The sequence below is a fragment of the Streptomyces sp. NPDC032940 genome (assembly GCF_040636935.1).
In the GTDB taxonomy this organism is placed as follows: Bacteria; Actinomycetota; Actinomycetes; order Streptomycetales; family Streptomycetaceae; genus Streptomyces.
The window spans coordinates 49,830-76,823 of sequence record NZ_JBEZVJ010000027.1 but is presented as its reverse complement, the minus strand read 5'-3'; the positions used below and the strand labels follow the sequence as shown (position 1 = coordinate 76,823).

Annotated in this window: 22 protein-coding genes and 1 riboswitch; of the genes, 6 read left to right on the top strand and 16 right to left on the bottom strand. The window is 74.5% G+C overall.

From position 1 onward, the window contains the following. Window positions 1–9 precede the first annotated feature (9 nt). Window positions 10–1,140, bottom strand: coding sequence for an aminotransferase class V-fold PLP-dependent enzyme (locus AB0E77_RS26995; protein WP_361575126.1), 1,131 nt, complete (start codon window positions 1,138–1,140; stop codon window positions 10–12). A gap of 186 nt (window positions 1,141–1,326) precedes the next feature. Between AB0E77_RS26995 and AB0E77_RS26990 the strand changes: the two genes are divergently transcribed. The 3 genes from AB0E77_RS26990 (at window position 1,327) to AB0E77_RS26980 (ending at window position 4,062) form a co-directional block, all read left to right on the top strand. Continuing rightward, the gene (locus tag AB0E77_RS26990; protein ID WP_361575124.1) at window positions 1,327–1,836 is read left to right on the top strand and encodes a hypothetical protein; all 510 of its coding nucleotides are present in this window, start codon (window positions 1,327–1,329) and stop codon (window positions 1,834–1,836) included. A 9-nt stretch (window positions 1,837–1,845) separates the two neighbouring features. Further along, entirely contained in the window at window positions 1,846–2,937 is a 1,092-nt protein-coding gene (locus tag AB0E77_RS26985; RefSeq protein WP_361575121.1) for an amidohydrolase family protein, read from the top strand. A 186-nt stretch (window positions 2,938–3,123) separates the two neighbouring features. Continuing rightward, a complete protein-coding gene (locus AB0E77_RS26980; RefSeq protein WP_361575118.1) occupies window positions 3,124–4,062 on the top strand; it encodes an SCO1860 family LAETG-anchored protein in 939 nt (312 codons plus the stop codon). 356 nt (window positions 4,063–4,418) lie between these two features. Here the strand turns inward: AB0E77_RS26980 and cobC are convergent, their stop codons facing one another. From cobC to cobM, 6 genes are read right to left on the bottom strand one after another with little or no spacing between them, the layout of a single operon-like run. Beyond that, the gene (cobC, locus tag AB0E77_RS26975) at window positions 4,419–5,477 is read right to left on the bottom strand and encodes an Rv2231c family pyridoxal phosphate-dependent protein CobC (RefSeq protein WP_361575115.1); all 1,059 of its coding nucleotides are present in this window, start codon (window positions 5,475–5,477) and stop codon (window positions 4,419–4,421) included. Further along, the gene (locus tag AB0E77_RS26970; RefSeq protein ID WP_361575112.1) at window positions 5,467–6,384 is read right to left on the bottom strand and encodes a sirohydrochlorin chelatase; all 918 of its coding nucleotides are present in this window, start codon (window positions 6,382–6,384) and stop codon (window positions 5,467–5,469) included. The genes cobC and AB0E77_RS26970 overlap by 11 nt, the downstream gene beginning before the upstream one ends. Beyond that, window positions 6,381–6,965: a precorrin-8X methylmutase gene (locus tag AB0E77_RS26965; RefSeq protein WP_361575109.1), complete on the bottom strand. Its 585-nt coding sequence runs from the start codon at window positions 6,963–6,965 to the stop codon at window positions 6,381–6,383. Before AB0E77_RS26965 ends, AB0E77_RS26970 begins: the two co-directional genes overlap by 4 nt. Then, window positions 6,962–8,653: a precorrin-3B C(17)-methyltransferase gene (gene cobJ, locus AB0E77_RS26960; RefSeq protein ID WP_361575106.1), complete on the bottom strand. Its 1,692-nt coding sequence runs from the start codon at window positions 8,651–8,653 to the stop codon at window positions 6,962–6,964. Before cobJ ends, AB0E77_RS26965 begins: the two co-directional genes overlap by 4 nt. Beyond that, window positions 8,650–9,894 carry a precorrin-6y C5,15-methyltransferase (decarboxylating) subunit CbiE gene (cbiE, locus tag AB0E77_RS26955; protein ID WP_361575103.1) on the bottom strand — a complete coding sequence of 415 codons (1,245 nt, stop codon included), beginning with the start codon at window positions 9,892–9,894 and terminating at the stop codon, window positions 8,650–8,652. The genes cobJ and cbiE overlap by 4 nt, the downstream gene beginning before the upstream one ends. After that, window positions 9,891–10,718 carry a precorrin-4 C(11)-methyltransferase gene (gene cobM, locus AB0E77_RS26950; protein WP_361575100.1) on the bottom strand — a complete coding sequence of 276 codons (828 nt, stop codon included), beginning with the start codon at window positions 10,716–10,718 and terminating at the stop codon, window positions 9,891–9,893. Before cobM ends, cbiE begins: the two co-directional genes overlap by 4 nt. A gap of 95 nt (window positions 10,719–10,813) precedes the next feature. On the opposite strand from cobM, the gene AB0E77_RS26945 reads away from it, so the two are divergent. Beyond that, on the top strand, window positions 10,814–11,542 hold the full coding sequence (locus tag AB0E77_RS26945; RefSeq protein WP_361575098.1) for a ZIP family metal transporter: 729 nt from the start codon (window positions 10,814–10,816) through the stop codon (window positions 11,540–11,542). A gap of 11 nt (window positions 11,543–11,553) precedes the next feature. Here the strand turns inward: AB0E77_RS26945 and cobI are convergent, their stop codons facing one another. From cobI to AB0E77_RS26900, 9 genes are all read right to left on the bottom strand, one after another. Next, window positions 11,554–12,285: a precorrin-2 C(20)-methyltransferase gene (cobI, locus tag AB0E77_RS26940; RefSeq protein ID WP_361575095.1), complete on the bottom strand. Its 732-nt coding sequence runs from the start codon at window positions 12,283–12,285 to the stop codon at window positions 11,554–11,556. Beyond that, entirely contained in the window at window positions 12,282–13,730 is a 1,449-nt protein-coding gene (locus AB0E77_RS26935; RefSeq protein WP_361575092.1) for a cobyrinate a,c-diamide synthase, read from the bottom strand. The genes cobI and AB0E77_RS26935 overlap by 4 nt, the downstream gene beginning before the upstream one ends. Beyond that, a complete protein-coding gene (gene cobO, locus AB0E77_RS26930; RefSeq protein ID WP_361575089.1) occupies window positions 13,724–14,323 on the bottom strand; it encodes a cob(I)yrinic acid a,c-diamide adenosyltransferase in 600 nt (199 codons plus the stop codon). The genes AB0E77_RS26935 and cobO overlap by 7 nt, the downstream gene beginning before the upstream one ends. Further along, window positions 14,323–16,329 (bottom strand): putative cobaltochelatase, encoded by a 2,007-nt coding sequence (locus tag AB0E77_RS26925; protein ID WP_361575086.1) that lies wholly within the window; start codon window positions 16,327–16,329, stop codon window positions 14,323–14,325. The genes cobO and AB0E77_RS26925 overlap by 1 nt, the downstream gene beginning before the upstream one ends. A 169-nt stretch (window positions 16,330–16,498) precedes the next feature. After that, window positions 16,499–20,149, bottom strand: a complete 3,651-nt coding sequence (cobN, locus tag AB0E77_RS26920) for a cobaltochelatase subunit CobN (protein ID WP_361575083.1) — start codon at window positions 20,147–20,149, stop codon at window positions 16,499–16,501. Next, window positions 20,146–21,654, bottom strand: coding sequence for a cobyric acid synthase (locus AB0E77_RS26915; RefSeq protein WP_361575080.1), 1,509 nt, complete (start codon window positions 21,652–21,654; stop codon window positions 20,146–20,148). Before AB0E77_RS26915 ends, cobN begins: the two co-directional genes overlap by 4 nt. Next, complete coding sequence (locus AB0E77_RS26910) at window positions 21,651–22,616, bottom strand: cobalamin biosynthesis protein (RefSeq protein ID WP_361575077.1); 966 nt, start codon at window positions 22,614–22,616, stop codon at window positions 21,651–21,653. The genes AB0E77_RS26915 and AB0E77_RS26910 overlap by 4 nt, the downstream gene beginning before the upstream one ends. A 125-nt stretch (window positions 22,617–22,741) precedes the next feature. Continuing rightward, window positions 22,742–22,824: riboswitch (cobalamin riboswitch) on the bottom strand. 185 nt (window positions 22,825–23,009) lie between these two features. Then, entirely contained in the window at window positions 23,010–23,231 is a 222-nt protein-coding gene (locus AB0E77_RS26905; RefSeq protein ID WP_361575074.1) for a hypothetical protein, read from the bottom strand. Window positions 23,232–23,264: 33 nt separating this feature from the next. Continuing rightward, window positions 23,265–24,521, bottom strand: a complete 1,257-nt coding sequence (locus tag AB0E77_RS26900) for an inorganic phosphate transporter (RefSeq protein WP_361575071.1) — start codon at window positions 24,519–24,521, stop codon at window positions 23,265–23,267. 236 nt (window positions 24,522–24,757) lie between these two features. Here AB0E77_RS26900 and AB0E77_RS26895 point away from each other — a divergent pair, with 236 nt between their 5' ends. Continuing rightward, window positions 24,758–25,429: a class II aldolase/adducin family protein gene (locus AB0E77_RS26895; protein WP_361575068.1), complete on the top strand. Its 672-nt coding sequence runs from the start codon at window positions 24,758–24,760 to the stop codon at window positions 25,427–25,429. A gap of 350 nt (window positions 25,430–25,779) precedes the next feature. After that, window positions 25,780–26,910 (top strand): alpha/beta fold hydrolase, encoded by a 1,131-nt coding sequence (locus AB0E77_RS26890; RefSeq protein WP_361575065.1) that lies wholly within the window; start codon window positions 25,780–25,782, stop codon window positions 26,908–26,910. The last annotated feature ends 84 nt before the right edge of the window (window positions 26,911–26,994 follow it).

Genomic DNA, 26,994 nt, shown 5'->3' with positions numbered 1-26,994 from the left:
ACCTCGAATTCATGCTCCCGCAAAGCCGGTGGCGGACGGCCGGTCCCAGGCGTCCTCGGCGGCCCTGCGTGCCGCCTCCACATCGGTCCGGCGGCCCTTGCCGGCCAGCGCGGCACCCAGTGCCGCCAGGCAGCCCCGCACCGTCTCGCGCGTCGCGTCCGGCCCGTAGTGGTTGACGCGGATCATCTCCTTGGCCAGCGCGCCGCCGCCCGCCGCCAGCGGCAGCGCCGGGTCGGCCGCCAGCGCCAGGGCCACCAGCTCCGAGGCGTCCAGCTCCGGCGCCACGCGCAGGGTCGTCGCCACCGGCGCCGCCCCCCGCGCGTCGTACACGTAAGGCTCCAGACCGCCGCCCAGCGCGAGCGCCCCGGCCCGGGTGGCCGCCGCGGCCGACGCGTGCCGCGCCATCACCGTCTCCGGGCCCTGCGCCTCGATGCGCTCGACGCAGGCCTCCAGCGCCAGCATCTCCAGCTGCGCCGGAGCGTGCAGCAACGCCTTGCGGCCGCCGTCGATCCAGCGCTCCTTCCAGTCCAGCAGCGACAGGTACGACCGGCGCGGCGCCCCGGGGTTGGCCGCCATCCGCGCCCACGCCCGCTCGCTCACCGACACCGCCGACACCCCGGCCGGGCCGCCCATCGCCTTCTGCGCGCCGATGACGCACAGGTCCACGCCCCACGCGTCCGGCAGCACCGGCTCGGCGCCCACCGAGGCCACCGCGTCCAGGTAGAACAGAGCCCCGTGCGCCCGCACCACCTCGCCGATCTCCGCGACCGGGTTGGTGTTGCCGGTCGCCGCCTCCGCGTGCACCAGGGACACGAAGTCGATCTCCGGGTGCTCGGCGAAGGCCTGCCGCACCAGGTCGGCCGTCACGGCGGTGTGGAAGGGCACGGCGAGGTCGTGCACGGTCGCGCCGCAGTCCCGCAGCCAGTCGCCGAACGTCTGCCCGTACGGCCCGGTGACCACGTTCAGCGCCACGGTGTCCGGGCCGGCGCACCCGCGGATCGCGCCCTCCAGCGGCAGCAGCGCCTCGCCCTGCGTGATCACGACGTCCTGCCGCGTGCCGAGCAGTCGCGCCACCCGGTCCTCGATCGCGGCGAAACGGGCGGCGCTCAGCGGGGCGAGGTCCAGGAAGGGGTGGCTCACGGCGGTGCTCTCTTCGGTGACGGCAAGTGACGGCAGATGTGCGACGCGGGTACGCGCGTACGCAGTCGAGAGTAACCGCGGCCCCCGCCGCCACTCGCGCCGGAGGGCCTCCGTTGCGACACCCCCACGCCCGGAATCATGGCTTCCGTCATAGCCGTGGCGGCCGCCGTCTGATGAACTGGCCGTGTGTTCCTCGCCCTTCTGCTGGTCGTCGTGGTCGTCGTGGTCACGGTCGTCGGCCTGACCGGCCACGGCGCGAGCGTGCTCGCCGCCCGCCGCGCCCGGGGCGGCGGCGCGGCACCGGCCCTGCACGCCCTGGCCGCGTTCGCCGGTGCCGCCGCCCTCGCCGCGTACGCCTGGGGGCTGCTGCACGTCACCGGTGCCGTGATGGAGTCGGGCGGCGGCGCGGGCTCCGCACCGGCGCCGCCCTGCCGCATGCCCGGATACGAGGCGCGGGCCCTCCATGTCATCGACCAGTCGGTCTCCTTCCTGCCCCTGGGCTTCGTCTGCGAGACCACCGACGGCGACGACTACACCAGCGACGACGTCCCCGGGTACGTCAACCCCGCCGTCGCCGTCCTGGCCCTGACCGGTGCAGCGAGCGCGGTCGCGGCCGGATACGCCACCGAGCTGCGCGCCCGCGCGCGGCGGCGTCCGGTGGCCGGCCACTCGAACGGCCCCGGCGGCCCCGTCTAAGGTGCGGGCATGAGCGATCGCACGGTGCTGCACGTGAAGGGACGGGTGCTCGTCGGACCCGAGGAGGTCCGCGACGAGCTGTGGGTCGTCGACGGCCGGATCTCGTACGACCGTCCCGCCGGGGCGGCCGACGTCCGCACCGTCGAGGGCTGGGTGCTGCCCGGCCTGGTCGACGCGCACTGCCACGTCGGCCTCGACCAGCACGGCGCCGTGCCCGAGGACGTCGCCGAGAAGCAGGCGCTGACCGACCGGGACGCGGGCACCCTCCTCATCCGCGACGCCGGATCGCCCTCCGACACCCGCTGGATCGACGACCGCGAGGACCTCCCGAAGATCATCCGCGCGGGCCGGCACATCGCCCGCACGCGCCGCTACATCCGCAACTACGCCTGGGAGATCGAGCCCGACGACCTCGTCGCCCTCGTCGCCCAGGAGGCCCGGCGCGGCGACGGCTGGGTCAAGCTGGTCGGCGACTGGATCGACCGCGACCTCGGCGACCTGTCCGCCTGCTGGCCCCGCGGCGCCGTCGAGGCGGCCATCGCCGAGGCCCACCGCCTCGGCGCCCGCGTCACCGCGCACTGCTTCGCCGAGGACTCCCTGCGCGACCTCGTCGAGGCCGGCATCGACTGCGTCGAGCACGCGACCGGCCTGACCGACGACACCATCCCGCTCTTCGCCGAGCGCGGCGTCGCCATCGTGCCCACCCTGGTCAACATCGCCACCTTCCCCGCCCTCGCCAAGGGCGGGGAGAGCCGGTTCCCGCGCTGGTCGGACCACATGCGCCGGCTGCACGCCCGCCGCTACGACACCGTCCGCAACGCCTACGACGCCGGCATCCCGGTCTTCGTCGGCACCGACGCGGGCGGCGCCCTCGCCCACGGCCTGGCCGGGGCGGAGGTCGCCGAACTGGTCACCGCCGGCATCCCGCCGCTCGACGCCCTCGCCGCGACGACCTGGGCCGCCCGGCGCTGGCTCGGCCGGCCCGGCCTCGACGAGGGCGCGCCGGCCGACCTGGTGGTGTACGACGAGGACCCGCGCGCGGACGTGCGCGTGCTCGGCGCTCCGCGCCGGGTGGTGCTCAACGGACGGGTCGTCGGGTAGCCGACACGGGTGAGGCCGGGGAACGGACGTGCCCGAGGATTCGAAAGGGCGCGCGGAAACCCCACGAAGGGGTGAAGTGACCCTGGATCGCTGACGGTTGGGTCCGGCCGGGGACATCCTTTCCGGGTCCCAAGCATGTCGCTCATGCGTGTTCCGCACGCATGTCTCTCTGGGGGTCCCACCACCTTGAACGGCAACACCTTCCGCATGCCCGCACGCCGCCTCGTCACCGTCACGGCGGCCACGGCGCTGGCCGCAGGACCCGCGGTCCTGGCCGGCGCGGGCACCGCCCACGCGACCGACGACCACGGCCGTGCGAGCGCCTCCGTCCTGCGCACCGACCTCGACGTGTCCCTGCTCAAGAAGACCGTGGACGTCCCGCTCACGGTCACCCTCAACGAGGTGCAGGCGCCCGAGAGCGCCCGGAAGACCGCGCTGACCGCACGGCTGGACGGCGTCGAGGGCGGAAAGCCCTTCAGCGTCCTGCGCGCCGACGTGGCCGACGCCGAGGCGACGACGACCGCGGAGAAGGCGGAGGGCCGCACGGAGCTGGCCCGGGCCCGGGTCCACGTGCCCGGTCTGCCGCTGCTGTCGGTCATCGAGGTCGGGCAGGTCACCTCCACGGCGACCTGCGAGGCGGGGAAGAAGCCCGTCGCCTCCTCGAACCTGCTGGGTGCGGTCACGGTCCTCGGCAAGAAGGTCACGCTGACCACGGGCGGGACGACGGAGGTGAAGGTGCCCGGCGTCGGCGAGGTGCGGCTCGACCTGTCGAAGACGGAGACCACGTCGCGTACGGCCGCCGCGACGGCGCTCGCGCTGACGGTGCATGTCGATCCGCTCGACCTGGGGGTGGCGCGGGTCGACGGCACGCTGACGCTGGCGAGCGCCAGTTGCGAGGCGCCGGCGGCTCCGGCGGCGGTGGCGGCGGAGCCGCCGGTGGAGGCCAAGGAGGAGCCCGCTGAGGTGGCGGAGGTGAAGCCGCAGGGGGCTCCCGCGAAGGAGGCGACGGCCGACCTGGCCGAGACGGGGGGTAGCTCGACGACTCCCTATCTCGCTGCCGGTGCGGGGGTGTTGGTGCTGACGGGCGCGGGAGCGCTGGCCGTGGCGCGGCGCAAGCGGGGCTGACAGCGGGACGGGCGGCGCCTGGGCGGGCCGGCGCGGGGTGGGTGCGCTTACCGGCGCTGACAGGGTGCCTCCCCCAGAGGGGGGACCCCCAGCGCCCACCCGTGCCGCCCCTGGGGGCACCTCCCAGGCCGTTCAGGCACTGGGGAAGGCACGACTGCCCGCAGGCTAGGTGGGCATGGGGCGGCCGGCGCGACTGCCCGCAGGCTGGGTGGGCGGGGGCGGCCGGTGCGACTGCATGAGGGCTGGGTGGGCCTGGGGGGCGCGAGTGCCCGCGGGCTGGGGGGCCTGGGGCGCGAGTGCCTGCGGACTGGGTGGGTAGGGGGCGGGTGGCGCGCGGCTGCCCGCGGGCCATGGCGTCAGGGGGTCAGCGCCCGTTCCAGGGCCTTCAGGAAGCCGTCCGTCGTCGTTCGGCTTCGTACCGCCAGGCGGAGCCAGTCCGGGCCCAGGCCCGGGAAGGTGTCGCCGCGTCGCACCGCGTACCCGAGGGCGCGCAGCCGGTGGCGTACGGCCGTGGCGTCCGGCAGGCGGATCAGGACGAAGGGGCCCTCGGCGGGCTCGGTGATCCGGAGGCCGGCCGGGGCGATGCGCCGTAGCCCGGCGAGGAGATGGGCGCGGTCCGCGGCGATGCGGTGGGCGGCGTGGGCCGCCTCCGCCAGCGCGCGCGGCGCCACACACGCCTCGGCCGCCGCCAGCGCGGGCGTGGACACGGGCCACAGGGGCTGGGCGCGTTCCAGGTCCGCGACGGTGTCCGGGGCGGCCAGGACGTACCCGATGCGCAGCCCGGCCAGTCCCCACGTCTTGGTCAGGCTGCGCAGGACCACCAGCCCGGGCACGTCCGTGCGCCCGGCCAGCGCCTCCCGCTCACCCGGCACCGCGTCCAGGAACGCCTCGTCCACGACCAGCGTCCGCCCAGGACGGGCGAGGGACGCGATCACGTCCGCCGGGTGCAGCACCGACGTCGGGTTGGTCGGGTTGCCGATCACCACCAGGTCGGCGTCCTCCGGCACCGCCGCCGGGTCCAGCCGGAAGCCGTCCGCCTCCCGCAGCAGCACCCGGCCGACCGTGTGCCCGGCGTCCCGCAGCGCCGCCTCCGGCTCCGTGAACTGCGGGTGCACCACCACCGGCCGGCGCACCTTCAGCGCCCGCGCCAGCAGCACGAACGCCTCCGCCGCGCCCGCCGTCAGCAGCACCCGCTCCACCGGCAGCCCGTGCCGCGCCGCCACCGCCGCCCGCGCGGCCCGCCCGTCCGGGTAGGCCGCGAGGGAGCCGAGCGAGCCGGCCACATGATCGCGCAGCCACGCGGGGGGCGTGTCCGCGCGGACGTTCACCGCGAGGTCCACCAGCGCCGAACCGTCGTCCCGGACCTCGGCGTCCCCGTGGTGCCGCAGGTCAGGGCCGCCGGGGTCAGTGCGCATGGGAGTGTGCGTGTCCATGCCCGTGATGGTGCCCGTGGTGGTGATGGCCGTCGTCGTCGGGGTGGAAGTGCGGTTGCTGCGGCAGACCCACCTTGTCCTCGAAGCCGGGCAGCGCGATCCGGTACACACAGCTGTCGCAGTTCATCCGCAGATCGCCCTTCACCGCCTCCTCGTACCGCTCCCACACCAGGTCGAGCAGCTCCGGCTCCGGGCCGATGACGTCCGCCGACCGCACCTCGGTCTCCGGGTGCGCGGCGGCCCACTTCTCCGTCTGGTGCCGCACCCGGTCCGGGAGGATGCCGGTGAACAGGAAGTACGGCAGGACCACGATCCGCCGCGCGCCCAGCCGCGCGCACCGGTCCAGGCCGCCCGGCACGTCCGGCTGCGCCAGCGACACGAACGCCGTCTCCACGGCCGCGTAGTCCCGGCCCTCCCACAGCAGCCGCGCCGCCTTGAACACCTCGGCGTTCGCGTCCGGGTCCGTCGAACCGCGCCCCACCAGGAGCACGGTCACCTCGGCGGGGTCCCAGGACGGGTCGACGGCCTCCGCGAGCCGCCGCTCCAGCACCCGCAGCAGCGACGGGTGCGGGCCCAGCGGACGCCCGTACGTGTACGAGATGCCCGGGTGCCGTTCCCTCTCGCGGGACAGCGCCGCCGGGATGTCGCCCTTGGCATGCCCGGCGGACACCAGCATCAGCGGCACCGCCGCGAACCGGCGCACGCCCCGTTCCACCAGCTCGGTGACCGCCTCGCCCAGCGGCGGCGGGGACAGCTCGATGAAGCCGCCCGCGACGGGCAGTTCGGGATGGCGGCGGCCGAGCTCGCGCACGAAGTCGCGGAACGCCTCGGCTCCGGCCTCGTCCCGGGTGCCGTGGCCGGCGATGAGCAGGGCGGGCGGGGTGGTCACAGTTTCTCCTCGGAAATCGGGTGGTACAGCAGGGCGTTGAGCGCGGCGGCGGCCACCGCCGACCCGCCCTTCTCGGACACGTTGCTCACGGCGGGCAGCCCGCTCTCGCGCAGCGCGGCCTTCGACTCGGCCGCCCCGACGAAACCGACGGGCAGCCCGATGACGAGCGCGGGGGAGGCGTCCAGGACCAGCAGCTCCTCCAGCGCGGTGGGCGCGTTGCCGATCACCCACAGGGCGCCGGGCCCGACCTGCTCGAACGCCAGCCGCATGCCGTGCGCCGAGCGGGTCAGCCCCGGACCGGCGACGCCGTCCCGCACCCGGCAGACGGTCTCCCGCCGGGTGATGCCCGCGCCGACCATCTCGACGTCCACGACGACGGGCGCCCCGGCGTGCAGCGCAGCGTGCGCCGTCGCCAGCTCGCCCTCGTCCATCACGAGGTCGGTCGCGTACTCCAGGTCGGCGGCGGAGTGGACGACCCGCTCCACCACCGCCCGGGTCAGCGGCGGGAAGTGCGAGGTGTCCAGGCGGGCGCGCAGCCGCCGGTAGGACTCCTCCTCGATGGGGTGGACCACACGCGTCACCGGGAGGCCTCCTGCCAGCGGTAGCCGCGCGGGGTGACCATGCGCCCCGCGATCTCACGGGTCGCCGTGTTGCCCACCGTCACGACCGTCATCATGTCGACGCTCGCCGGGTCCAGCGCCGCCAGCGTGGTCAGGCGGGCGGACTCGTCGGCGCGGGAAGCGTTGCGGACGACACCGACCGGCGTCGCCGGCTCCCGGTGCTCCGCGAGGATCGCCAGCGCCTTCGGGAGCTGCCAGTCCCGGCCCCGGCTGCGCGGGTTGTAGAACGTCACGACCAGGTCCGACTCGGCCGCCGCCCGCACCCGCCGCTCGATGACCTCCCACGGCGTGTGCAGGTCGGACAGGCTGATCGACACGTGATCGTGGCCCAGCGGCGCGCCCAGGACCGCCCCGGCCGCCAGTGCCGCCGTCACACCCGGCACCCCGACCACGTCGATGTCGTCGGACGCCTCGGCCAGCGCCGGCGACGCCATGGCGTACACGCCCGCGTCCCCGCTGCCGATCAGCGCCACCGCCTGCCCGCGCCGGGCCTCGGCCACGGCCGTCCGCGCCCGCTCCTCCTCCGCGCCGAGCCCCGACTCCAGGATCCGGGTGCCGGGCCGCAGCAGATCGCGGATCTGGTCCACGTACTGGTCCAGGCCGACCAGCACGGACGCCCGCCGCAGCTCCGCCAGCGCCCGCGGCGTCAGCAGGTCCCGGGCACCGGGACCGAGCCCCACCACCGCGAGCCGCCCCCGCCCCGGACGCCGTACGACGGCACACGTGGCCATGGCCGGCGAGCCGTCCGCGCGCTCCGACTTCCGCTTCGGCACGAGGAGTTCACCCCCGCCCGCCAGCGCCGCGGCCTCCGCGACCGACGGGGTGCCGACGGCGGCGAGCGGCGCGTCGGACGGGTTGGGCACCTCGACGCCCGCCAGCTCGTCGGCCGGATACGTCAGCAGCGGCACGCCCAGCCGCCCGGCCGCCCCGACGATGCCGGGCTCCCCGGCCTTGGCGTCCACGGTGGCCAGGGCGGCGACCGACGCGGCCGACAGCCCGGCGTCCCGCAACGCCGCCTCCACCAGGCCGAGCACCTCGTCCACCGGCGCCCCCTTCGAGGCGCCGACACCGACGACCAGCGACGGCGGACGCAGCACGGCCTCACGCCCGGCCGGCTCCACCAGACGGTCCGTCAGCCGTACCGTGTACGCGCCCTCCTCGGCGAGCGGCAGCGGCGGCAGCGGCCAGGCCACCTCGGCCCGCAGCGCCACCGGCTCCCCGTCCAGCAGGGCCCGTGACACCCCGGCGACGTCGCCCTCGACGGGCAGGCCCAGCGTGTCCAGGCCCGGCAGGCCCGCCGCGTCCGTCGCCGTCGTCACCACCGGTTCGGCGTCCAGCACGTCGCCCACCGCGCGGGCGAGTTCGTTGGCGCCGCCGCCGTGCCCGCCGACCAGCGACACGGCGAACCGCCCGCCCTCGTCGACGCACACCACACCCGGGTCCGTCCGCTTGTCGTCCAGCAGGGGCGCCACGAGCCGGACCACGGCACCCGTGGCCAGGAAGCACACGAGCTGCTCGCACTCGGCGAACGCGGCCCGTACGGCGTCCGCGACGGGACCCCCGTACACGCGCGTGCGGTCCGGCCACGCCGCGGCCAGCCGGTCCCGCGCCGCCGCACCCGCCGCGGTGGCGGAAATGAGGCCGATCACTGGGCCCCTCCTTCGTCGGTTTCTTCGCTACGGCTGCCGGGCCTCACACCCCACAGCAGGAAAACGGGATTGGTCGCCGCAAGCCGCGTCACGTCCCCCGGCAGCGGCGCGAGCCGGGACGACTGGAGCAGCACCCCGTCGCACTCCAGCCCGGCCTCCAGCAGCGCCTCGCGCGCCGCCGGCACCCGGTCGAGGGCGGCCATCGCGACGACCACGCACCGCCGGGCGCGCCGCGCGCACGCCGAGACGATCGCCGGCAGCTCGCGCCCGCCGCCGCCGACGAACACCGCGTCCGGATCGTCCAGAGCCGACAGCACCGCGGGCGCCGCGCCGTGCACCACGCGCACGTCGACCCCGTGCGCGGCGGCGTTGGCGCGCACGCGCTCCACCCCGTCCGGCGTCTTCTCCACGGCGGTGACGGCGGCACCGAGCCGCGCGCACTCCACGGCCACGGACCCCGAGCCCGCGCCGACGTCCCACATCAGGTCGCCGGGGCGCGGACCGAGCCGGGCCAGTGCCAGCGCCCGCACCTCGAACTTGGTGATCATCGAGTCGCGGTGGGCGAACGCGGCCTCGTCCAGCGCCCACCCGGCGGGCCCCGGCCGCGGCCCGGCCACCGAGCGCACCGGGCCCAGCGACCGCGCCGCGTCCAGGCACAGCACCACGCTCACCGCCGTACCCCAGTCCCGGGCGGCGGCCTCGGCCGGCGTCACCCGCTCCACCCGCTCCGCGTCGGACCCGAGCGCCGAGGCCACGACCAGCACCCGCCGGTCGCCCGCCAGCGCGGCCCCCAGCTCCGCCGGACCCGCCCCGGGCCCGGTCAGCACGGCCACCTTCGGATGTGCGCGGCACAGGTTCACCGCCGTCCGCAGCTCCCGCCCGTGCGCGGAGGCCACCACCGCGTCGTCCCACGGCAGCCCGGCCCGCGCGAACGCGGCGGCCACCGACGACACCCCGGGCCGCACCTCGAGCAGCTCCGGCCCGAACCGCTCGGCCAGCGCCCGCACGATCCCGAAGAACCCCGGGTCGCCCGAGGCCAGCACCAGCACCGGCCGCTCCTTCGCCACATACTCGGCGACCGTGTCCAGGGCGGGCGCCAGCGCCCCGAGGACGATCCGCTCGGCCCCCACCGGCAGCCGCACGGCATCCAGATGGCGCCGCCCGCCGACGACCAGCTCCGCGCCGTCCGCCACGTCCGCGGGCAGCGGGGAACCGGTCCCCGCCCCGACCACCCTGATCACGTGCTCGCACCCCGCGCGCGCAGCTCCCTGCGGGCCTCCGGGTCGGCCTTGCGGTACCCGTGGAAGTGCCCCGGGTGATACAGGTGCGAACGGGTGCCGTGCGCGTCGAGCGCCGGGCCGACCAGGAAGAGCGTGTGCTTCCAGAGCTTGTGCTCCTTGACGGTCTCCTCCAGCGTGCCGATCGTGCACTTCACGACCAGCTCCTCCGGCCAGGTCGCCTGATAGGCGACGACGACCGGCGTGTCGGTCGGATAACCGCCCTCCAGCAGCTCCCGCACCAGCTGGCCGCTGCGCGCCGCCGACAGGAAGACCGCCATGGTCGTGCCGTGCTTCGCGAACTCGCGGACCTCCTCGCCGGGCGGCATCGGTGTCTTGCCGCCGCCGAGCCGGGTCAGCACCACGGACTGCGCGACCTCCGGGATCGTGAGCTCCCGCCGCGCGAGCGCCGCCACCGCCGAGAACGCGGAGACACCGGGCACGACCTCGGTCGCGATGCCGATCTCCGCGCACCGGTCCAGCTGCTCCTGCGTACCGCCCCACAGCGCCGGGTCACCGGAGTGGATACGGGCCACCCGCAGCCCCTCCTCCCGGGCCCGCCGGTACACGGCGACGACGTCCTCCAGCGACATCGTCGCCGAGTCCAGGACCTCCGCGCCCTCCCGCGCGTGCTGGAGGACCTCCGCCTGGACCAGACTCGCCGCCCAGATCACGACGTCGGCCTCGGCGATGGCACGGGCGGCGCGGAACGTCAGCAGATCGGCGGCACCGGGACCGGCACCGACGAACGTCACCTTGCCGGCACCGGCACCGGCGGTGGAAGCCACGGGCTCCATGGAATTCGGTCCTCTCCTACGCATATTTACTGCGGTTGCTGCTGTCGGACGCGCGTGAACGCGGGCCGATCGGATACCAAGGGCGCATGGCGGTCTTCGTCGCGCTCGGCGCGTTCCTGATGACGCTGGCCGGCGGCTGGACGGCACAGCGCGTGACCGACCGGCGCCACCTGGTCCTGGGTCTGGCCGGCGGCCTGATGCTGGGCGTGGTCGGCCTCGACCTGCTGCCCGAGGCCCTGGAGGCGGCGGGCGACGAGGTGTTCGGCGTGCCCGCGGCCCTGCTGCTCTTCGTCGCCGGCTTCCTCCTCGCCCACCTGGTGGAACGCCTGCTGGCCGCCCGCCGCGCCGCGCACGGCGCCGACGAGCACGGCCACCGCACGCCCGAGGTGGGCCTGACGGCCGCCGCCGCGATGGTCGGGCACAGCGCGATGGACGGCGTGGCGATCGGCGCGGCGTTCCAGGTCGGCGGCGGCATGGGCGCGGCGGTCGCGATGGCCGTGGTCGCCCACGACTTCGCGGACGGCTTCAACACCTACACGCTCACCAGCCTGTACGGGAACGCCCGCCGCCGCGCCGTCGCGATGCTCGTCGCCGACGCGGTCGCCCCGGTCGTCGGCGCGGCGTCCACGCTCTTCTTCACGATCCCCGAGACCGCGCTCGGCGCGTATCTCGGCCTCTTCGGCGGTGTGCTGCTCTATCTCGCCGCCGCCGAGATCCTGCCCGAGGCCCACCACGAGCACCCCGCCCGCTCGACCCTGCTGTGCACGATCGCGGGCGCCGCCTTCATCTGGCTGGTGGTGGGCATCGCCGAATGAGGCGTCCCCGCTCACAGTTTGCCGCCCCGCCCGCCCTCGCGCCGGGCCGGCGAGATGAGCGTCGACAGATAGGGCAGCGGCGCCCCGTCCAGCTCGGCGGCCGCCCGCACCGACTCCTCCGGCAGCCCCAGCGCCGAACCCCACACCGCGTCACCGAGCCGCCCGGTCTCCCGCAGCGCCTCGACGACCTCGGCCGCCTGCCGCCCGAACTTGTAGGCGACGACCGTCCCCGGCCCGTTCAGCGCGTCCTTGAGCACCGCGGCCCCGGCGGTCACCGGCACCAGCGTCAACGGCTCGGTGCCCTCCGTCAGCACGGCTCCCGACCGCGCCGCCAGATCCTGCATGGCGGTGATCCCGGGCACCGTCTCCACGACCGTCCCCGGCACGAGCTCGCCGACGGTCTGCGCGAGATAGGTGAACGTCGAGTACACGTTGGGATCACCGATGGTCGCGAAGGCGACGGACCCGTGCTCCCGCAGCAGCCCCGCCACCCGCTCCCCGGCCGCGTCCCACGCCGCCTCCCGCCGCGCCCGGTCGGTGCGCTCGTTCAGCGCGAACACGACCCGGACGACCTTCTCGGCCCCCACATGGTGCAGCACCGTCGCCTCCGCCCGCCCCCGCTCCCCGGTGTCCATCACCGGTACGACGACGACGTCGGCGGCCCGCAGCGCGTTGACGCCCTTCACGGTCACCAGCTCGGGGTCCCCGGGCCCGACCCCCACCCCGACCAGCCTGCTGCTCATGACGTCCGGCACCTCTCCACGAACCGACGGGCGACACCGGGCTCGGCCGCCCAGTGCGTGTGCAGATAGCTCGCGTGCACACCGCGCTCCACAAAACCCTCGACGCGCCGCTCGGGCGCCCGCATCCCCCACGCCGGCGCCGCACCGGCCCCCGGCTCCACGACCGTCCGGTGGAACTCGTGCCCCCGCATCCGCGTCCCCGCGACGGCCAGCGCACTGTCGCTCACCGCCACGGCGTCCCGGTACCCCAGCGTCAACCGCTCCGACATCCGCGCGGAGGCGTCCAGCACCCCGCACATGGGCAGCCCGTCCAGCTCCCGGCACAGATACAGCAGCCCCGCACACTCGGCGGCCACGGGAGCCCCGCTGAGAGCCAGTTCGGCGACGGACTTCCGCAGCGCCTCGTTGGCGGACAGCTCGGAGGCGTACACCTCGGGAAAACCGCCCCCGATCACGAGCCCGTCCGTCCCCTCGGGCAACTCCTCGTCCCGCAACGGATCAACGGACACGACCTCGGCCCCGGCAGCGGCAAGCAGCTCGGAATGCTCGGCGTAGGAGAACGTGAACGCGGCCCCACCGGCAACGGCGACGCGCTTCAGCCCGTCCGGCGCTTGAGGACGAGGCCGTCCAGTCCGAAGCGGGGGCCCGGGGGCGGCAGCCCCCGAGGTCGGGACGGGAAGGGGCGGCGGGGGCGAAGGAGCCAAGACCTCAGCCGCATCCCAAGCCGCACACGACAACGGACCCGCACCCCGCGCCAGCCCGACCAGCGCCTCCAGGTCACACCCGTCCGCCACCTGCGCCGCCATCGCGGCAACAGCCTCCACCGCCGAAGCCCGCCGCTCGGCGACCGGCACGAGCCCCAGATGCCGCGACGGCACGTCGACCCGCGCGGCCCGCCGCAGCACCCCCAGCACCGGCACCCCGACGGAGTCCACCGCCTCCCGCAACAACGCCTCGTGCCGATCGGACGCGACCTTGTTGAGGATCACGCCCCCGACCCGGACCTCCGGATCGAACGACACGAACCCGTGCACCAGCGCCGCCACCGACCGCGACTGCGACGACGCGTCCACGACCAGCACCACCGGTGCCCGCAACAGCTTCGCGACCTGCGCGGTGGAGGCCAGCTCACCTTCCCCCGCCGCCCCGTCGTACAGCCCCATCACACCCTCGACCACGGCGATGTCACACCCGCGCGCACCATGCAGGAACAGCGGCCCGACCAGCTCGGGCCCGCACAGATACGCGTCGAGATTCCGCCCCACCCGTCCGGTGGCGAGCGCGTGGTACCCGGGGTCGATGTAGTCGGGCCCGACCTTGTGCGGGGACACGGCGAGACCCCGCGCGGCGAGCGCGGCCATGAGCCCGGTGGCGACGGTGGTCTTGCCACTGCCCGACGAGGGCGCGGCGATGACCAGCCGGGGAACGGCAGGGGAGATCACCACTCGATGCCCCTCTGCCCCTTCTGCCCAGCATCCATCGGATGCTTGACCTTGGACATGTCGGTGACGAGATCGGCGAGGTCCACGAGGGCGTCGGGCGCGTTCCTGCCGGTGATCACGACGTGCTGCGTCCCCGGCCGCTCCCGCAGCACGGACACGACCTCCTCGGTGTCGACCCAGCCCCAGTGCATCGGGTAGGCGAACTCGTCCAGCACGTACAGCCTGTACGTCTCGGCGGCGAGGTCCCGCTTGACCTGCTCCCAGCCCTCCCGGGCCTTCTCCTCGTTGTCCATCTGGGCGTCCCGCTGGACCCAGGACCAGCCCTCGCCCATCTTGTGCCAGTCGACGGACCCGCCCTCACCGCTCGCGCCGAGCACCCGCAGGGCGTTCTCCTCGCCGACCTTCCACTTCGCCGACTTGACGAACTGGAACACCCCGATCGGCCACCCCTGGTTCCAGGCCCGCAGCGCCAGCCCGAAGGCGGCGGTCGACTTGCCCTTCCCGATGCCCGTGTGCACGACGACCAGCGGACGATTACGTCGCTGACGGGTCGTCAGACCGTCGTCCGGCACGACACTCGGCTGCCCCTTCGGCATTACGCGGCCCTCCTCTGTACGTCCCTGACCAGCCCCGCGATGGAGTCCGCCCGCAACTCGTCCAGCGTCACCGCCGTACCGCCCAGCTCACCCGCGAGCCGCCCGGCCAGCCCCAGCCGCACCGGCCCCGACTCGCAGTCCACGACCACGGACGCGGTGCCCTCGGCCGCGAACAGCCGCGCGGCACGCCCCGCCAGCGCGACCGGCTCGGGGCCACCGGTGGCCCGCCCGTCCGTCACCACGACCATCAACGGCCGACGCGCAGGGTCCCGCAACCGCTCCACCCGCACCACCTCGTGGGCACGCAGCAGCCCGGCCGCCAGCGGCGTACGCCCACCCGTCGGCAGCGACTCCAGCCGGGCCGCCGCCGCGTCCACGGAGGACGTCGGCGGCAGGGCGACCTCGGCGGCCGTGCCCCGGAAGGTCACCAGCCCCACCTTGTCCCGCCGCTGATAGGCGTCCAGCAGCAGCGACAGCACGGCACCCTTGACGGCACTCATCCGCTGCCGCGCGGCCATCGAACCGGAGGCGTCCACAACGAAGAGGACGAGGTTCGACTCCCGCCCCTCCCGCGTCGCCTGCCGCAGATCGTCCCGCCGCACCACCAGCCCCGGCCCGCTGCGCCCCCGCGCCCGCTGGTGCGGAGCGGCGGCCTGCACGGTCGCCGCGAGGTGCAGCTTGGTCAGCGCACCCTGCGGACGCCGGGCCCCGGTGGTCCGCCCGTGCTCGGTCCGCGCCCGTGAACGCCGCCCGGCGGCACCCTCGCCCAGCCCGGGCACGCTCAGCACCTTCGTGCGGAAAGGCTCGGCGGCCCGCACGGGCGACTGCTCACCGGCACCGCCTCCGGACGCCTGCGGCTCCCCGCCCTCACCGGCCTCGGGCCGCGCGGCGGTGTCACCGTCGCCCTGCGGGGTGTCATCGGGCTCGGGCTGCCGGTCGCCGGGACCACCGCCGGGACCCGGGTCCGGATCGTCGTCGTCCCCGTCCTCGCCCTGCCCGCCGAACTCCTCCAGCGTCTCGTCCAGCTTGTCCTCGTCGAGCCCCGGCGCGTCGAAGGGATTCCGCCGCCGCCGATGAGGCAGCGCCAGCAAGGCGGCCTGCCGCACATCCTCGGCCAGTACGTCGGTCCGCCCGGCCCACGCGGCCAGCGCGGTCGCCGTCCGCGCCATCACGATGTCGGCCCGCATGCCGTCCACCTCGAAGGCCGCACAAGTCGCCGCGATCTGCCGCAACGCCCCGTCGCTCAGCCGCACCGACGGCAGAAGCTCCCGCGCCGCCACGATCCGCGCCCGTACGGCGGCCTCCTCGTCGGCCCAGCGCGCGGCGAAGGCGGCCGGATCGTCGTCGTACGCCAGCCGGCGCCGCACGACCTCCACCCGCTGATCCGGCTCGCGGGAGGCGGCGACCTCGACGGTGAGCCCGAACCGGTCCAACAGCTGGGGCCGCAATTCGCCTTCCTCGGGATTCATGGTCCCGACCAGCAGGAATCGAGCGGCGTGCCGCACGGACACACCCTCACGCTCGACGTAGGAGGCGCCCATGGCGGCGGCGTCGAGCAGGAGGTCGACCAAGTGGTCGTGCAGGAGATTGACCTCGTCGACGTACAGGATCCCGCGGTGCGCTTGAGCCAGAAGACCCGGCTCGAAGCTCTTCACGCCCTCGGTGAGAACTCGCTCGATGTCAAGGGCTCCGACGAGCCGGTCCTCGGAGGCGCCGACGGGCAGCTCGACCATTCGAGCGGGCCGCGACTCGAACCCACCAGGCCGGTGCGGTCCGTCGGGGCATGCGGGGTCAGGGGAGTCGGGGGCGCAGGAGAACCGGCACCTGGAGACGATGTCTACTTCGGGAAGCAGCGAAGACAGGGCGCGTACGGCGGTGCTCTTCGCGGTGCCCTTCTCACCTCGTACAAGGACACCGCCGATCGATGGACTCACCGCGTTGAGAAGAAGCGCCAAGCTCAAGTTCTCCTGGCCGACCACGGCGGTGAAGGGGTAGGGCGTGCTCATGCGTTGCTCACTCCTCCGGGTGTTTCCTGCCAGAACAACTCGGTCTCCATGCGCAGACTTGCGAGAATCGCGACATGCTCCCCGGCGTCGCGGGGATGTTCCGGCCTTGGAGCCTGGCCTTCTGGCGGACGCGCATTGCTCCCCGCACTCGCGGGGATATCGGGGAGCGTCACTCCTCTCCCTCCAGATCTCCCTCAAGCTCGAGGTAGGTCGCCCGGAGCCGGTCCAGGGTTTCCTGGTCAGGCTCCGCCCACAGCCCGCGGTCTGCCGCTTCCAGCAGCCGCTCCGTGATGCCCCTCAACGCCCACGGGTTGGACTTCCTCATGAATTCCTGGTTCTCCGGCGAGAACACGTACTCGGCGGACAACTTCTCGTACATCCAGTCGTCCACCACCCCGGCTGTGGCGTCGTAGCCGAAGAGATAGTCCACGGTGGCAGCCATCTCGAAGGCGCCCTTATAGCCGTGCCTTCTCATGGCGCTCATCCAGCGCGGGTTGACCACCCGCGCCCGGAAGACGCGGTGGGTCTCTTCGCTCAGCGTCCTGGTCTTGACCTGGTCCGGTGTCGCCGAGTCGCCGACGTACGCCTCGGGCGACTCGCCCGTCAGATGCCGCACCATCGCCACCATGCCGCCGTGGTACTGGAAGTAGTCGTCCGCATCGGCGATGTCATGCTCACGCGTATCGACATTCTTCGCCGCCACCGCGATCCGCCGGAACGCCGTCTCCATGTCCCCGCGCGCCGCCCGCCCGTCGAGCCCGCGGCCGTAGGCGTAGCCGCCCCACACCGCGTACACCTCGGCCAGGTCCGCGTCGCTGCGCCAGTTCCGTGCGTCGATCAGCGGCAGCAGACCCGCGCCGTACGCGCCCGGCTTGGAGCCGAAGATACGCGCCGTCGCGCGCCGTCGGTCGCCGTGCTCCGCGGTGTCCTCGTCGGCGTGGGCGCGGACGAAGTTCTGCGAGGCGGGCTCGTCCAGCTCCGCCACCGCCCGCACCGCGTCGTCGATCAGCCCCACGACGTGCGGGAACGCGTCCCGGAAGAAGCCCGAGATGCGCACCGTGACGTCCACGCGCGGCCGACCCAATTCCGCCAACGGCACCACCTCGAAGCCCGTCACCCGGCGCGACGCGTCGTCCCACACCGGACGGCAGCCCAGCAGCGCCAGGATCTCGGCGATGTCGTCGCCCTGGGTGCGCATCGCGGATGTGCCCCACACCGTCAGGCCGACGGACTTCGGGTACTCACCCGTGTCCTGCACGTACCGCTGCACCAGCGAGTCCGCCAGCGACTGACCGACCTCCCAGCTCAGCCGGGACGGGATCGCCTTGGGGTCGACGGAGTAGAAGTTCCGGCCGGTCGGCAGCACGTTGACCAGGCCGCGGGTCGGTGAACCGGACGGCCCGGCCGGGACGTAACCGCCGTCCAGGGCCCGCAGGATGTGCCCGATCTCGTCCGTCGTCCGGGCGAGCCGCGGCACGACCTCGGTGCAGGCGAACTCCAGCACCGCGACCGCGTCGGGCAGTTCGGCGCCGACCACCTCCCGCACCAGCCCCGGCACCGCCGCGGTGTCCCAGTCCCGGGACTCCATGCCCTCCGCGAACCGTCGGCACAGCTGCTCCAGCAGGTCGATCGCGTCGGCGGCCGACCGCGCCGGTCCGTCCACCAGGTCCGTCAGCTCCACCGGCACCTTGACCGGGGCGCCCGGCTCGGCCAGCAGTTCCTTCTCGACCAGGCCGAAATGCGCAGCCAGCGTCGCGCGCAGCCCCGGCAGGGCGTTCGCCTGCCCGCCCCAGACCTGCGAGGCGCGCAGCACAGCCAGCACCAGATTCACCCGCGGCTCGCCCACCGGGCCGCCACCGAGGATGTGCAGGCCGTCCCTGATCTGCACGTCCTTGATCTCGCACAGATAGCCGTCGATGTGCATGACGAACTCGTCGAAGTCGTCGTCGTCCGGCTGGTCGTCCACGTGCAGGTCGTGGTGGAGCTCGGCGGCCTTGACCAGCGTCCAGATCTGCGCGCGGACCGCCGGGGCCTTCGTCGGGTCCAGGTCGGAGACGAGCGCGTACTCGTCGAGCAGCTGCTCCAGCTTGGCCAGGTCGCCGTAGGTGTCGGCGCGCGCCATCGGCGGCACGAGGTGGTCGACCACGGTCGCGTGTCCGCGCCGCTTGGCCTGGGTGCCCTCGCCGGGGTCGTTGACGATGAACGGGTAGATCAGCGGCAGGTCGCCGAGCACGGCGTCCGGCGCGCACCCCGCGCTCAGGCCCAGTCCCTTGCCCGGCAGCCACTCCATCGTGCCGTGCTTGCCCATGTGCACGATCGCGTCGGCGCCGAAACTGTTCTCCAGCCACCGGTACGCCGCCATGTAGTGGTGCGACGGCGGCATGTCCGGGTCGTGGTAGATCGCGATCGGGTTCTCGCCGAAGCCGCGCGGCGGCTGGATCATGACCACGACGTTCCCGAACTGCAGCGACGCGAGCACGATGTCGTCCCCGTCGACGTACAGCGAACCCGGCGGCTCGCCCCACGCTTCCCGCATCCCGTCCCGCAGCTCCGGGTCCAGCTTCTCGAACCACGCCCGGTAGTCGGCGAGCGGCACCCGCGCGGGCGCCGCGGCCAGCTGGTCCTCCGTCAGCCACTCGACGTCGTGACCGCCGGCCTCGATCAGACGGTGGATCAGCTCGTCGCCGCCGGAGGGGTACCCGGTGACCCCGTACCCCGCGTCCCGCAGCGCGTCGAGGACCCGGACGGCGGACGCCGGGGTGTCGAGCCCCACCGCGTTGCCGACGCGGGAGTGCTTCGTCGGATACGCGGTGAAGACCAGCGCGAGCTTCTTGTCGGCGTTCGCCTTGTGCCCCAGCACCGCGTGCCGTACGGCGATACCGGCGACCCGTCCGGCGCGCTCGGGGTCGGCGACGTACACCGGCACCTCGTCCGGACCCTTCTCCTTGAAGGAGAACGGCACCGTGACCAGACGCCCGTCGAACTCCGGGATCGCTACCTGCATCGCCGCGTCCATGGGGGACAGCGCCGCGTCGGACTCCTCCCACGCGGCGCGGGAGGAGGTGAGGCAGAGTCCCTGCAGCACCGGCACGTTCAGGTCGGCGAGCGCGCCGATGTCCCAGGCTTCCTGGTCGCCGCCCGCGGACGCCTGCGAGGCGTGGGTGCCGCCCGCCGCGAGGACGGTGGCGATCAGGGCGTCGGCCCGGCCCAGCAGCTCGTACAGCCCGGCGTCCGCGCCGCGCAGCGAACCGCAGTACACCGGCAGCGCGTTGGCGCCGTGCGCCTCGATCGCGTCGCACAGGGTGTCCACGAAGGCGGTGTTGCCGCTCAGTTGGTGGGCGCGGTAGAAGAGCACGCCGACCGTCGGGCGGCCCTCGGTGAACCGCCGTTCGCCGTGGAGCCCGTACTCCGGCATCCTCCGCGGCTCGTCGAAGCCCTCGCCGGTCAGCAGCACCGTGTCGGAGAGGAAGCGCGCGAGCTGGGTGAGGTTGTCCGGCCCGCCCTCGACGAGGTAGCGCAGCGCCTCCGCCACGACGCCGGCCGGCACCGACGACTCGGCCATCAGCTCCGCGTCCGGCACGCTCTCGCCGCCGAGCAGCACGGTCGGGATCCCGGCCGCCTTCAGCGCGGCGAGCCCGTCCTCCCAGGCGCGCTTGCCGCCGAGCAGGCGGACGACGGCGACGTCCGCGCCCTCGACCAGGCCCGGCAGGTCCTCCCGTACGTCGACCCGGGTCGGGTTGCCGATCCGGTAGGCGGCGTCCGACGCGCGGGCCGCCAGCAGGTCCGTGTCGGCGGTCGACAACAACAACACTGTGCTCATGCGGGCGCTCCCGGTGGAATGAAGGGCAGTCCTTGTGGCGCGCCGGACTCGATGAGCCGCCACAGCGCGTCGGTGTCCGCGTGCTGTTCGATCAGGTCGCCGAGCCGGTCGAGCTGCTCCTCGCGCAGCGCGGCGAACGAGGTGTCGGGGGCCGGCACGAAGCGACGGCCCGCGGCGGCGGCCACCTCGCGCAGGAACGCCCGCCGGAAGCCGTCCGACTCCAGCGAGCCGTGCCAGTGCGTTCCCCAGGTCTGGCCGACCCGGCAGCCGTCCAGGAAGGCGTCCCCGCCGGTCACTTCAGCGACCCCGTGGTGGATCTCGTACCCCTCGACCGGCTCGCCGAGGGCCTCGCCGACGGGCCGCGTGAGGGTCTTCTCGCGGGCGAACCGCACCCGCACGGGCAGCAGTCCGAGCCCGTCGACGTGCCCGGCGCGGGACTCGACGTCGTCCTCGATGTGCTCGCCGAGGAGCTGGAAGCCGCCGCAGATGCCGAGCACGGGGCGGCCCTCGGCGGCCCTGCGGGCGAGCGCGTCGGCGAGGCCGCGCTCCCGCAGCCACTCCAGCGCCCGGACGGTGCCGCGCGTCCCCGGGACGATGACGAGGTCCGCGTCGGCCAGCTCCTCCGGCCGGTCCACGAACCGCACCACGACACCGGGTTCGGCGGCGAGCGCGTCCACGTCCGTGAAGTTGGACATCAGCGGGACCGCGCACACGGCGATCCGCAGGACGTCCTCGCCGACGGGGGGCGCGACGACCGACTCCCGCACGGTCCCGCGCAGGGACACGCGCAGGCCGTCCTCCTCGTCGATGCCGAGCCCGTGCCGGAACGGCAGCACACCGTACGTCCGCCGTCCGGTGAGGCCGTGCAGCATCTCCAGACCCGGCTCCAGCAGCGACACGTCGCCCCGGAACTTGTTCACGAGGAACCCGGCGACCAGCGCCTGGTCCTCGGGGGAGAGCAGCGCCACCGTGCCGAAGAAGGACGCGAAGACGCCCCCGCGGTCGATGTCGCCGACGACCAGGACGGGGAGCCCGGCGCCCCGGGCGATCCCCATGTTCACGATGTCGGTCCGGCGCAGGTTGATCTCGGCCGGGCTGCCCGCCCCCTCGCAGATCACCGCGTCGTACGCGCCCCGCAGCTCGGCCAGGCAGCCGAGCACCGTGCCGAGCAGCCGCTGCTGGCGTCCGCCGTGGTAGCCGCGGGCGCTCATCTCGCCGACCGGTCTGCCGAGCAGCACGACCTGGCTGCTCTGCTCGCCGCCCGGCTTGAGCAGCACCGGGTTCATCAGCGCGGTCGGCTCGACCCGGCAGGCCTGGGCCTGCATCGCCTGCGCCCGCCCGATCTCGGCGCCCTCGCGCGTCACGAACGAGTTGAGGGACATGTTCTGCGCCTTGAACGGCGCCACCTTCACGCCCTGGCGCACCAGCCAGCGGCAGATCCCGGCGGTGACGACGCTCTTGCCGGCGTCGGAGGTGGTGCCGGCGACGAGGAGGCCACCGCTCATGACGTACGTCCCTTCCCAGTGACTCCGCGGACGAGCAGCCGCGCGCCCGCACAGGCGCCCAGCGCCAGCCAGCTCACGCGCCGGGACAGCCGTACCGCCCGCTCGATGTCGCCGCCGCCGGCCCGGACGGCGCGCCCCGCCGCCCCGTTGAGGACCGGCCGGTGTTCGACCCGGCCGCCGTACGAGAGCGTCCCGCCGAGCCGCACACCCAGGGCGCCCGCGAACGACGCCTCCACGGGCCCGGCGTTGGGGCTCGGGTGCCGCCCGGCGTCGGCCCGCCAGGCACGCACGGCGCCCCGCGGATCGCCGCCGGCCACGGTGGCCAGGACGGCGGTCAGCCGGGCGCCCGGCCAGCCCGCGAGGTCGTCGAGCCGGGCCGAGGCCCAGCCGAACCGCCGGTAGCGGGGGGACTTGTGGCCGACCATGGCGTCCAGCGTGTTCACGGCCCGGAAGCCGAGCAGCCCCGGCACTCCCGCGACCGCGCCCCACACCAGGGCGCCCACGACCGCGTCGGAGGTGTTCTCGGCGACGGACTCCACGACGGCCCGGGCGATGCCGTCGGCGTCCAGCGCCTGCGGGTCCCGCCCGCACAGGTGCGGCAGCCGGGCCCGGGCCGCCTCGACGTCCCCGGCCTCCAGCGCACGGCCGACGGCACGCGCCTCGCGGGCCAGCGAGGTGCCGCCGACTACGGCCCAGGTGGCGGCGCCGGTCAGCGCGACGGAGGCGGCGGGGGAGCGGCGTACGGCACGTGCGGCGGCGGTGCCGAGGGCGGCGGCGCCACCGGCGCACACGAGGGTGTGCAGGGCGCCCCGGCCCCGGTGGTCACGCCACAGCACCCGTTCCACGGCGCCCGCGGCACGGCCGAACGCGGCGACCGGGTGTCCGCGGCGCGGATCGCCGAGGAGGAGGTCGCCGAGAAGGCCGGCGGCGGCACCGTACGCGAAGACGCGTTCGGCGCGCACGGCTCAGCCCGCCGTGGGAAGGGACAGCAGAAGTGCGTCTTCGGTGAGCCTGGAACGGCAGCCGCGCATGGCGATATGTCCTCACTCAGGGTGTCCACGCCCTGGTTCGACGAGATCGGCGGTGAGAGTTCCTGGCTCCCGGGCCGGTACCTGCGTACCGCCCCGGTGACAGTGGCGGGACCGCGCCGGAATCGCACCGGCTTCCTCTCCTGCCGCCGTAATGGCTCCGGAAGTCCACCACGGCCCGCGAACACCCGTCAACTTGCTGTTGACCTGCGGCGGGGGAGTGTGCGGAGGCCCACACACGGGTGGCGTGCGCCGGCACGGAAAAAAGCGCGGGGCGCGGGACGGTGGAATCCGTCCCGCGCCCCGCGCACGGTGTGCGCCCGGCGATCAGGCGACGATCAGATAGATCCCGTACGCCACCGCCGCCGCGCAGGCCGCGAAGCAGGCGTAGGCGCCGGTGACCGCGAGGGCCGCGGAACCGCCCTGGGCGGCGGCCCGCTCCTGGCGGGAGAGACCGGCGATGCCGAGGGTGAACAGGGCCACGAGAGCCACGGTGGCCACGAGACTGACCCCGAAGACGGAGCCGAGGGCTGCCCAGTCGATAGTCATGGCGGTTCTCTTCCTTCGTACCCGGACGCGGGCTCAGACGGTGGTGGCGGCCGACGGGGTCTTGGCGTCGGCGGTGGCGGCCGGGGCCGCGACGGTGGCGGTGAGCTCCTCGCTCACGCCCGCCGGCGGCGGGGTCACGGCGGCCATCGCCGTGGTCACCACGCCGGCCGGCTCGGGCTCCGGCTCGCCGTCGCCGCCGTTGACGTTGGTGTGGTCGACGACCTCGCGCCGGGAGATCCGCCAGATCGCGAAGCTGGAGGCGACGAGGAAGACCGCGACGAGTGCCGTGCCCCCGTCACCGAAGCCGCAGACCCACTCGGCGAGCGCGGCGACCAGGGCCGCGGCCGGCAGGGTCAGGCCCCAGGCGACGAACATCCGGGTGGCCGTGGACCAGCGGACCACGCCGCCCTTGCGGCCGAGGCCCGCGCCCATGACCGAGCCGGAGACCGAGTGCGTGGTGGAGAGGGAGAAGCCGAGGTGGGAGGAGGCCAGGATGACCGTGGCGGCGCTGGTCTGGGCGGCGAAGCCCTGCTGCGGCTGGAGATCGGTCAGGCCCTTGCCCATGGTGCGGATGATGCGCCAGCCGCCGAGGTAGGTGCCGAGCGCGATGGCCAGGCCGGCGGAGAGGATGACCCACACGGGCGGGTTCGAGCCGGGGGCGAGGGCGCCGCCGGCGATCAGGGCGAGGGTGATGATGCCCATCGTCTTCTGGGCGTCGTTGGTGCCGTGGGCGAGCGAGACCAGGCCCGCCGAGGCGATCTGCCCGGCGCGGTAGCCCTTCTCCGCGGCCTTGCCGTCGGCCTTGCGGCCGAGCCTGTACGTCAGCCGGGTGGCCAGCATCGCGGCGACACCCGCGACGATCGGGGCGGCGACGGCCGGCAGGAGCACCTTGGTGACGAGCACGTCGCCGTGGACGGCGCCGATGCCCGCCGAGGCGACGGCCGCGCCGATCAGACCGCCCATGAGGGCGTGCGAGGAGCTGGACGGAAGTCCGACCAGCCAGGTCAGCAGGTTCCAGAGGATCGCGCCGACCAACGCGGCGAAGATGACCTCGGGACGGATACCGGTCTCGTCCACGAGACCCTTGGAGATCGTGTTGGCGACCTCCACCGAGAGGAAGGCGCCCACAAGGTTCAGCACGGCGGACATGGCCACCGCGACCTTGGGTTTGAGTGCACCGGTCGAAATGGTCGTTGCCATCGCGTTCGCGGTGTCGTGGAAACCGTTCGTGAAATCGAACGCGAGTGCGGTCACCACCACAATCGCGAGGATCAGCGAGAAGCTTTCCATTTACCCAGGCAATCGTTCGAGGTCATTGGCGCGTCGAACGTAGGTAACCAGAGTGAACGGAAGATGAACTGGACCGGGCTTGACGGTGACCGGAAACGGGGTCGTGACCTCCATGAACGCCTGCGCTGCGTGCCCGCGTCGGCGCTCTCCGGAGACATGCCTGGCAGGATCGCCGCGGGACGCCGGACCTCGGCGCGGCGAGGGGCGTGCCGGACGCCCGACGGGAGGCGTGGACTGTGACGCAATCGCGGGTCGGACGGGTGTCCGCGGAGGAGTCGGAGGCATGGGAGGCGCTCGTCGCGACGGCCCGGCGGACGGTCGCCGACGGGCTGGTGGTCGGCACCTCGGGCAATGTCTCGGTGCGGGTCGGCGACACGGTGCTGGTCACCCCTTCGGGTGTGCCCTACGACCGTCTGGCCCCCGGCGACGTGACCGGCGTCGACCTCGACGGCCGGCAGGTCCTCGGAGCGCTGGTCCCCACCAGCGAGCTGCCCATGCACCTCGCGGTGTACCGCACGACCGACGCCCGGGCCGTCGTCCACACCCACGCCGTGCACGCGACGGCGGTCTCGCTGCTCGTTCCCGAGCTGCCGCCCGTCCACTACATGGCCGCCGCGCTCGGCGGGCCCGTGCGGGTCGCCCCGTACGCGGCCTACGGCACCGACGCACTCGCCCGCGGCATGCTGGCCGCCCTCACCGACCGCACCGGCTGCCTCCTGCGCAACCACGGCACGATCACCTACGGCGCCACCCTCGACCAGGCCTACGACCGCACCGCCCAGCTGGAGTGGATGTGCCGCCTGTGGCTGACGGCCGCCGCGGTCCCGGGCCACACCCCGTCCCTGCTGACCCCGGCCCAGCTGGAGGAGGCGGCGGAACGCCTGCGCGGCTACGGCCAACGGGGGTGACGGCGAGCTGTGGTGACGCTGGGTGACGTACGCCGGGTGGTGGGTACCGCCGGCTGATCAGGCCGGACACCGGCCGTCCGGCAGGACCCGTGCATTCCGCCCGGCAGGCCGGGGCGGCGGTCCGTGGTGGCCGGCGCCCTCGACGCGAGCCCGGGACGGCGAGCCGGCGGCGGACGGAAGAAGTCCGCGCGGGCGACGCGGGGCCAGTCACGGAGCGTGACCCGGGCTTACGGAGCGATTTCCGGGGTACCGGCAGGCGAGCCGGCCCACCCCCTCGGACCGGCCGGGCGTCGTCACTCCGTGTCGTCCGTCCGCTGGCCGCCCACGGAGTCCACCGGGAGACTGGCCCCATGCGCACTGTCACAGCAACGGCCGCCGCAGTCACCGCAGCCCTGGCGGCGGCCGGCGCAGCGAGCGTCGCCGCCGGCCGACTGGCCAGCGACGCCGCGCTCAAGGCGCCCCCCGGCCGGCCCCTGCCCACCGAACCCCGGCTCACCGTGCACGGGACCGCCGCCGGACAGATCACCCTCACCCGGGACCTGGCCGCACTGCGCCCCGGCCGCTACGGCCTCGCGGGCGACGGGTCCCACGCGGTCGTCGGTCCGGTCCTGAGCACCGCCCAGCACGGCGCCGACACCGTCGTACGCCGCCTCGAAGGCGTCACCCACGGCACCTTCGAGACCGGCGACCGGGCCTGGCTCACCCCCAACCTGTACGTGGGCACCCCCGGCACCGCCCTCGGCCTGGACCACACCGACGTCGACGTCCCCGGGGAACTCGGCCCGCTCCCGGCCTGGTTCGTGCCGGGTGCCCGCCCCACCTGGGTGATCGCCGTGCACGGCCTGGGCGCCACCCGCGAACACGCCCTGAACCTCATGGCCCCCCTGCACGGCCGGCACGTCCCGGTGCTCGCCCTCGCCTACCGCGGCGACGCCGGCGCCCCGCCCTCACCCGACGGCCTGCACCACTTCGGCGAGACCGAGTGGCGCGACGTGGACGCCGCCGTCCACTACGCCCTCGACCACGGCGCCCGCCAGATCGTCCTGCTCGGCTGGTCCACCGGCGCCACCATGGCCCTGTACACCGCCGCGCGCTCCGCCGCCCGCGACCGCATCGCGGGGCTCGTCCTGGACTCCCCGGTGCTCGACTGGGAGGCCACCCTGCGCGCCCTGGCCGCCGCCCGCCGCACCCCCGGCCCGCTGCTGCCGCTCGCGGTCCGCGCCGCGCAGGGCCGCGCCGGGCTGGGCGCCGACGGCACCGCCGACCAGGCCGTCCGCGAGACCCTCACGGTGCCGGCCCTCGTCTTCCACGGCCCGGACGACACCGTCGCCCCCTGGGCGTACACCCGCCGCTTCGCCGACGCCCACCCGCGTCTGGTCTCCCTCCACACCGTCCGCGACGCCCCGCACGCCGCCATGTGGAACGCCGACCCCGACTCCTACCAGGAGACCGTGCGCCGCTTCATGACCCCCCTCGTGTGACCACGGCGGGCTCCCGGCGGGACCCCGCCGGGAGCCGCCGGAGCGCGTACCGGCCAGGTTCCGTTCAAGGCCGTACCGATGGCC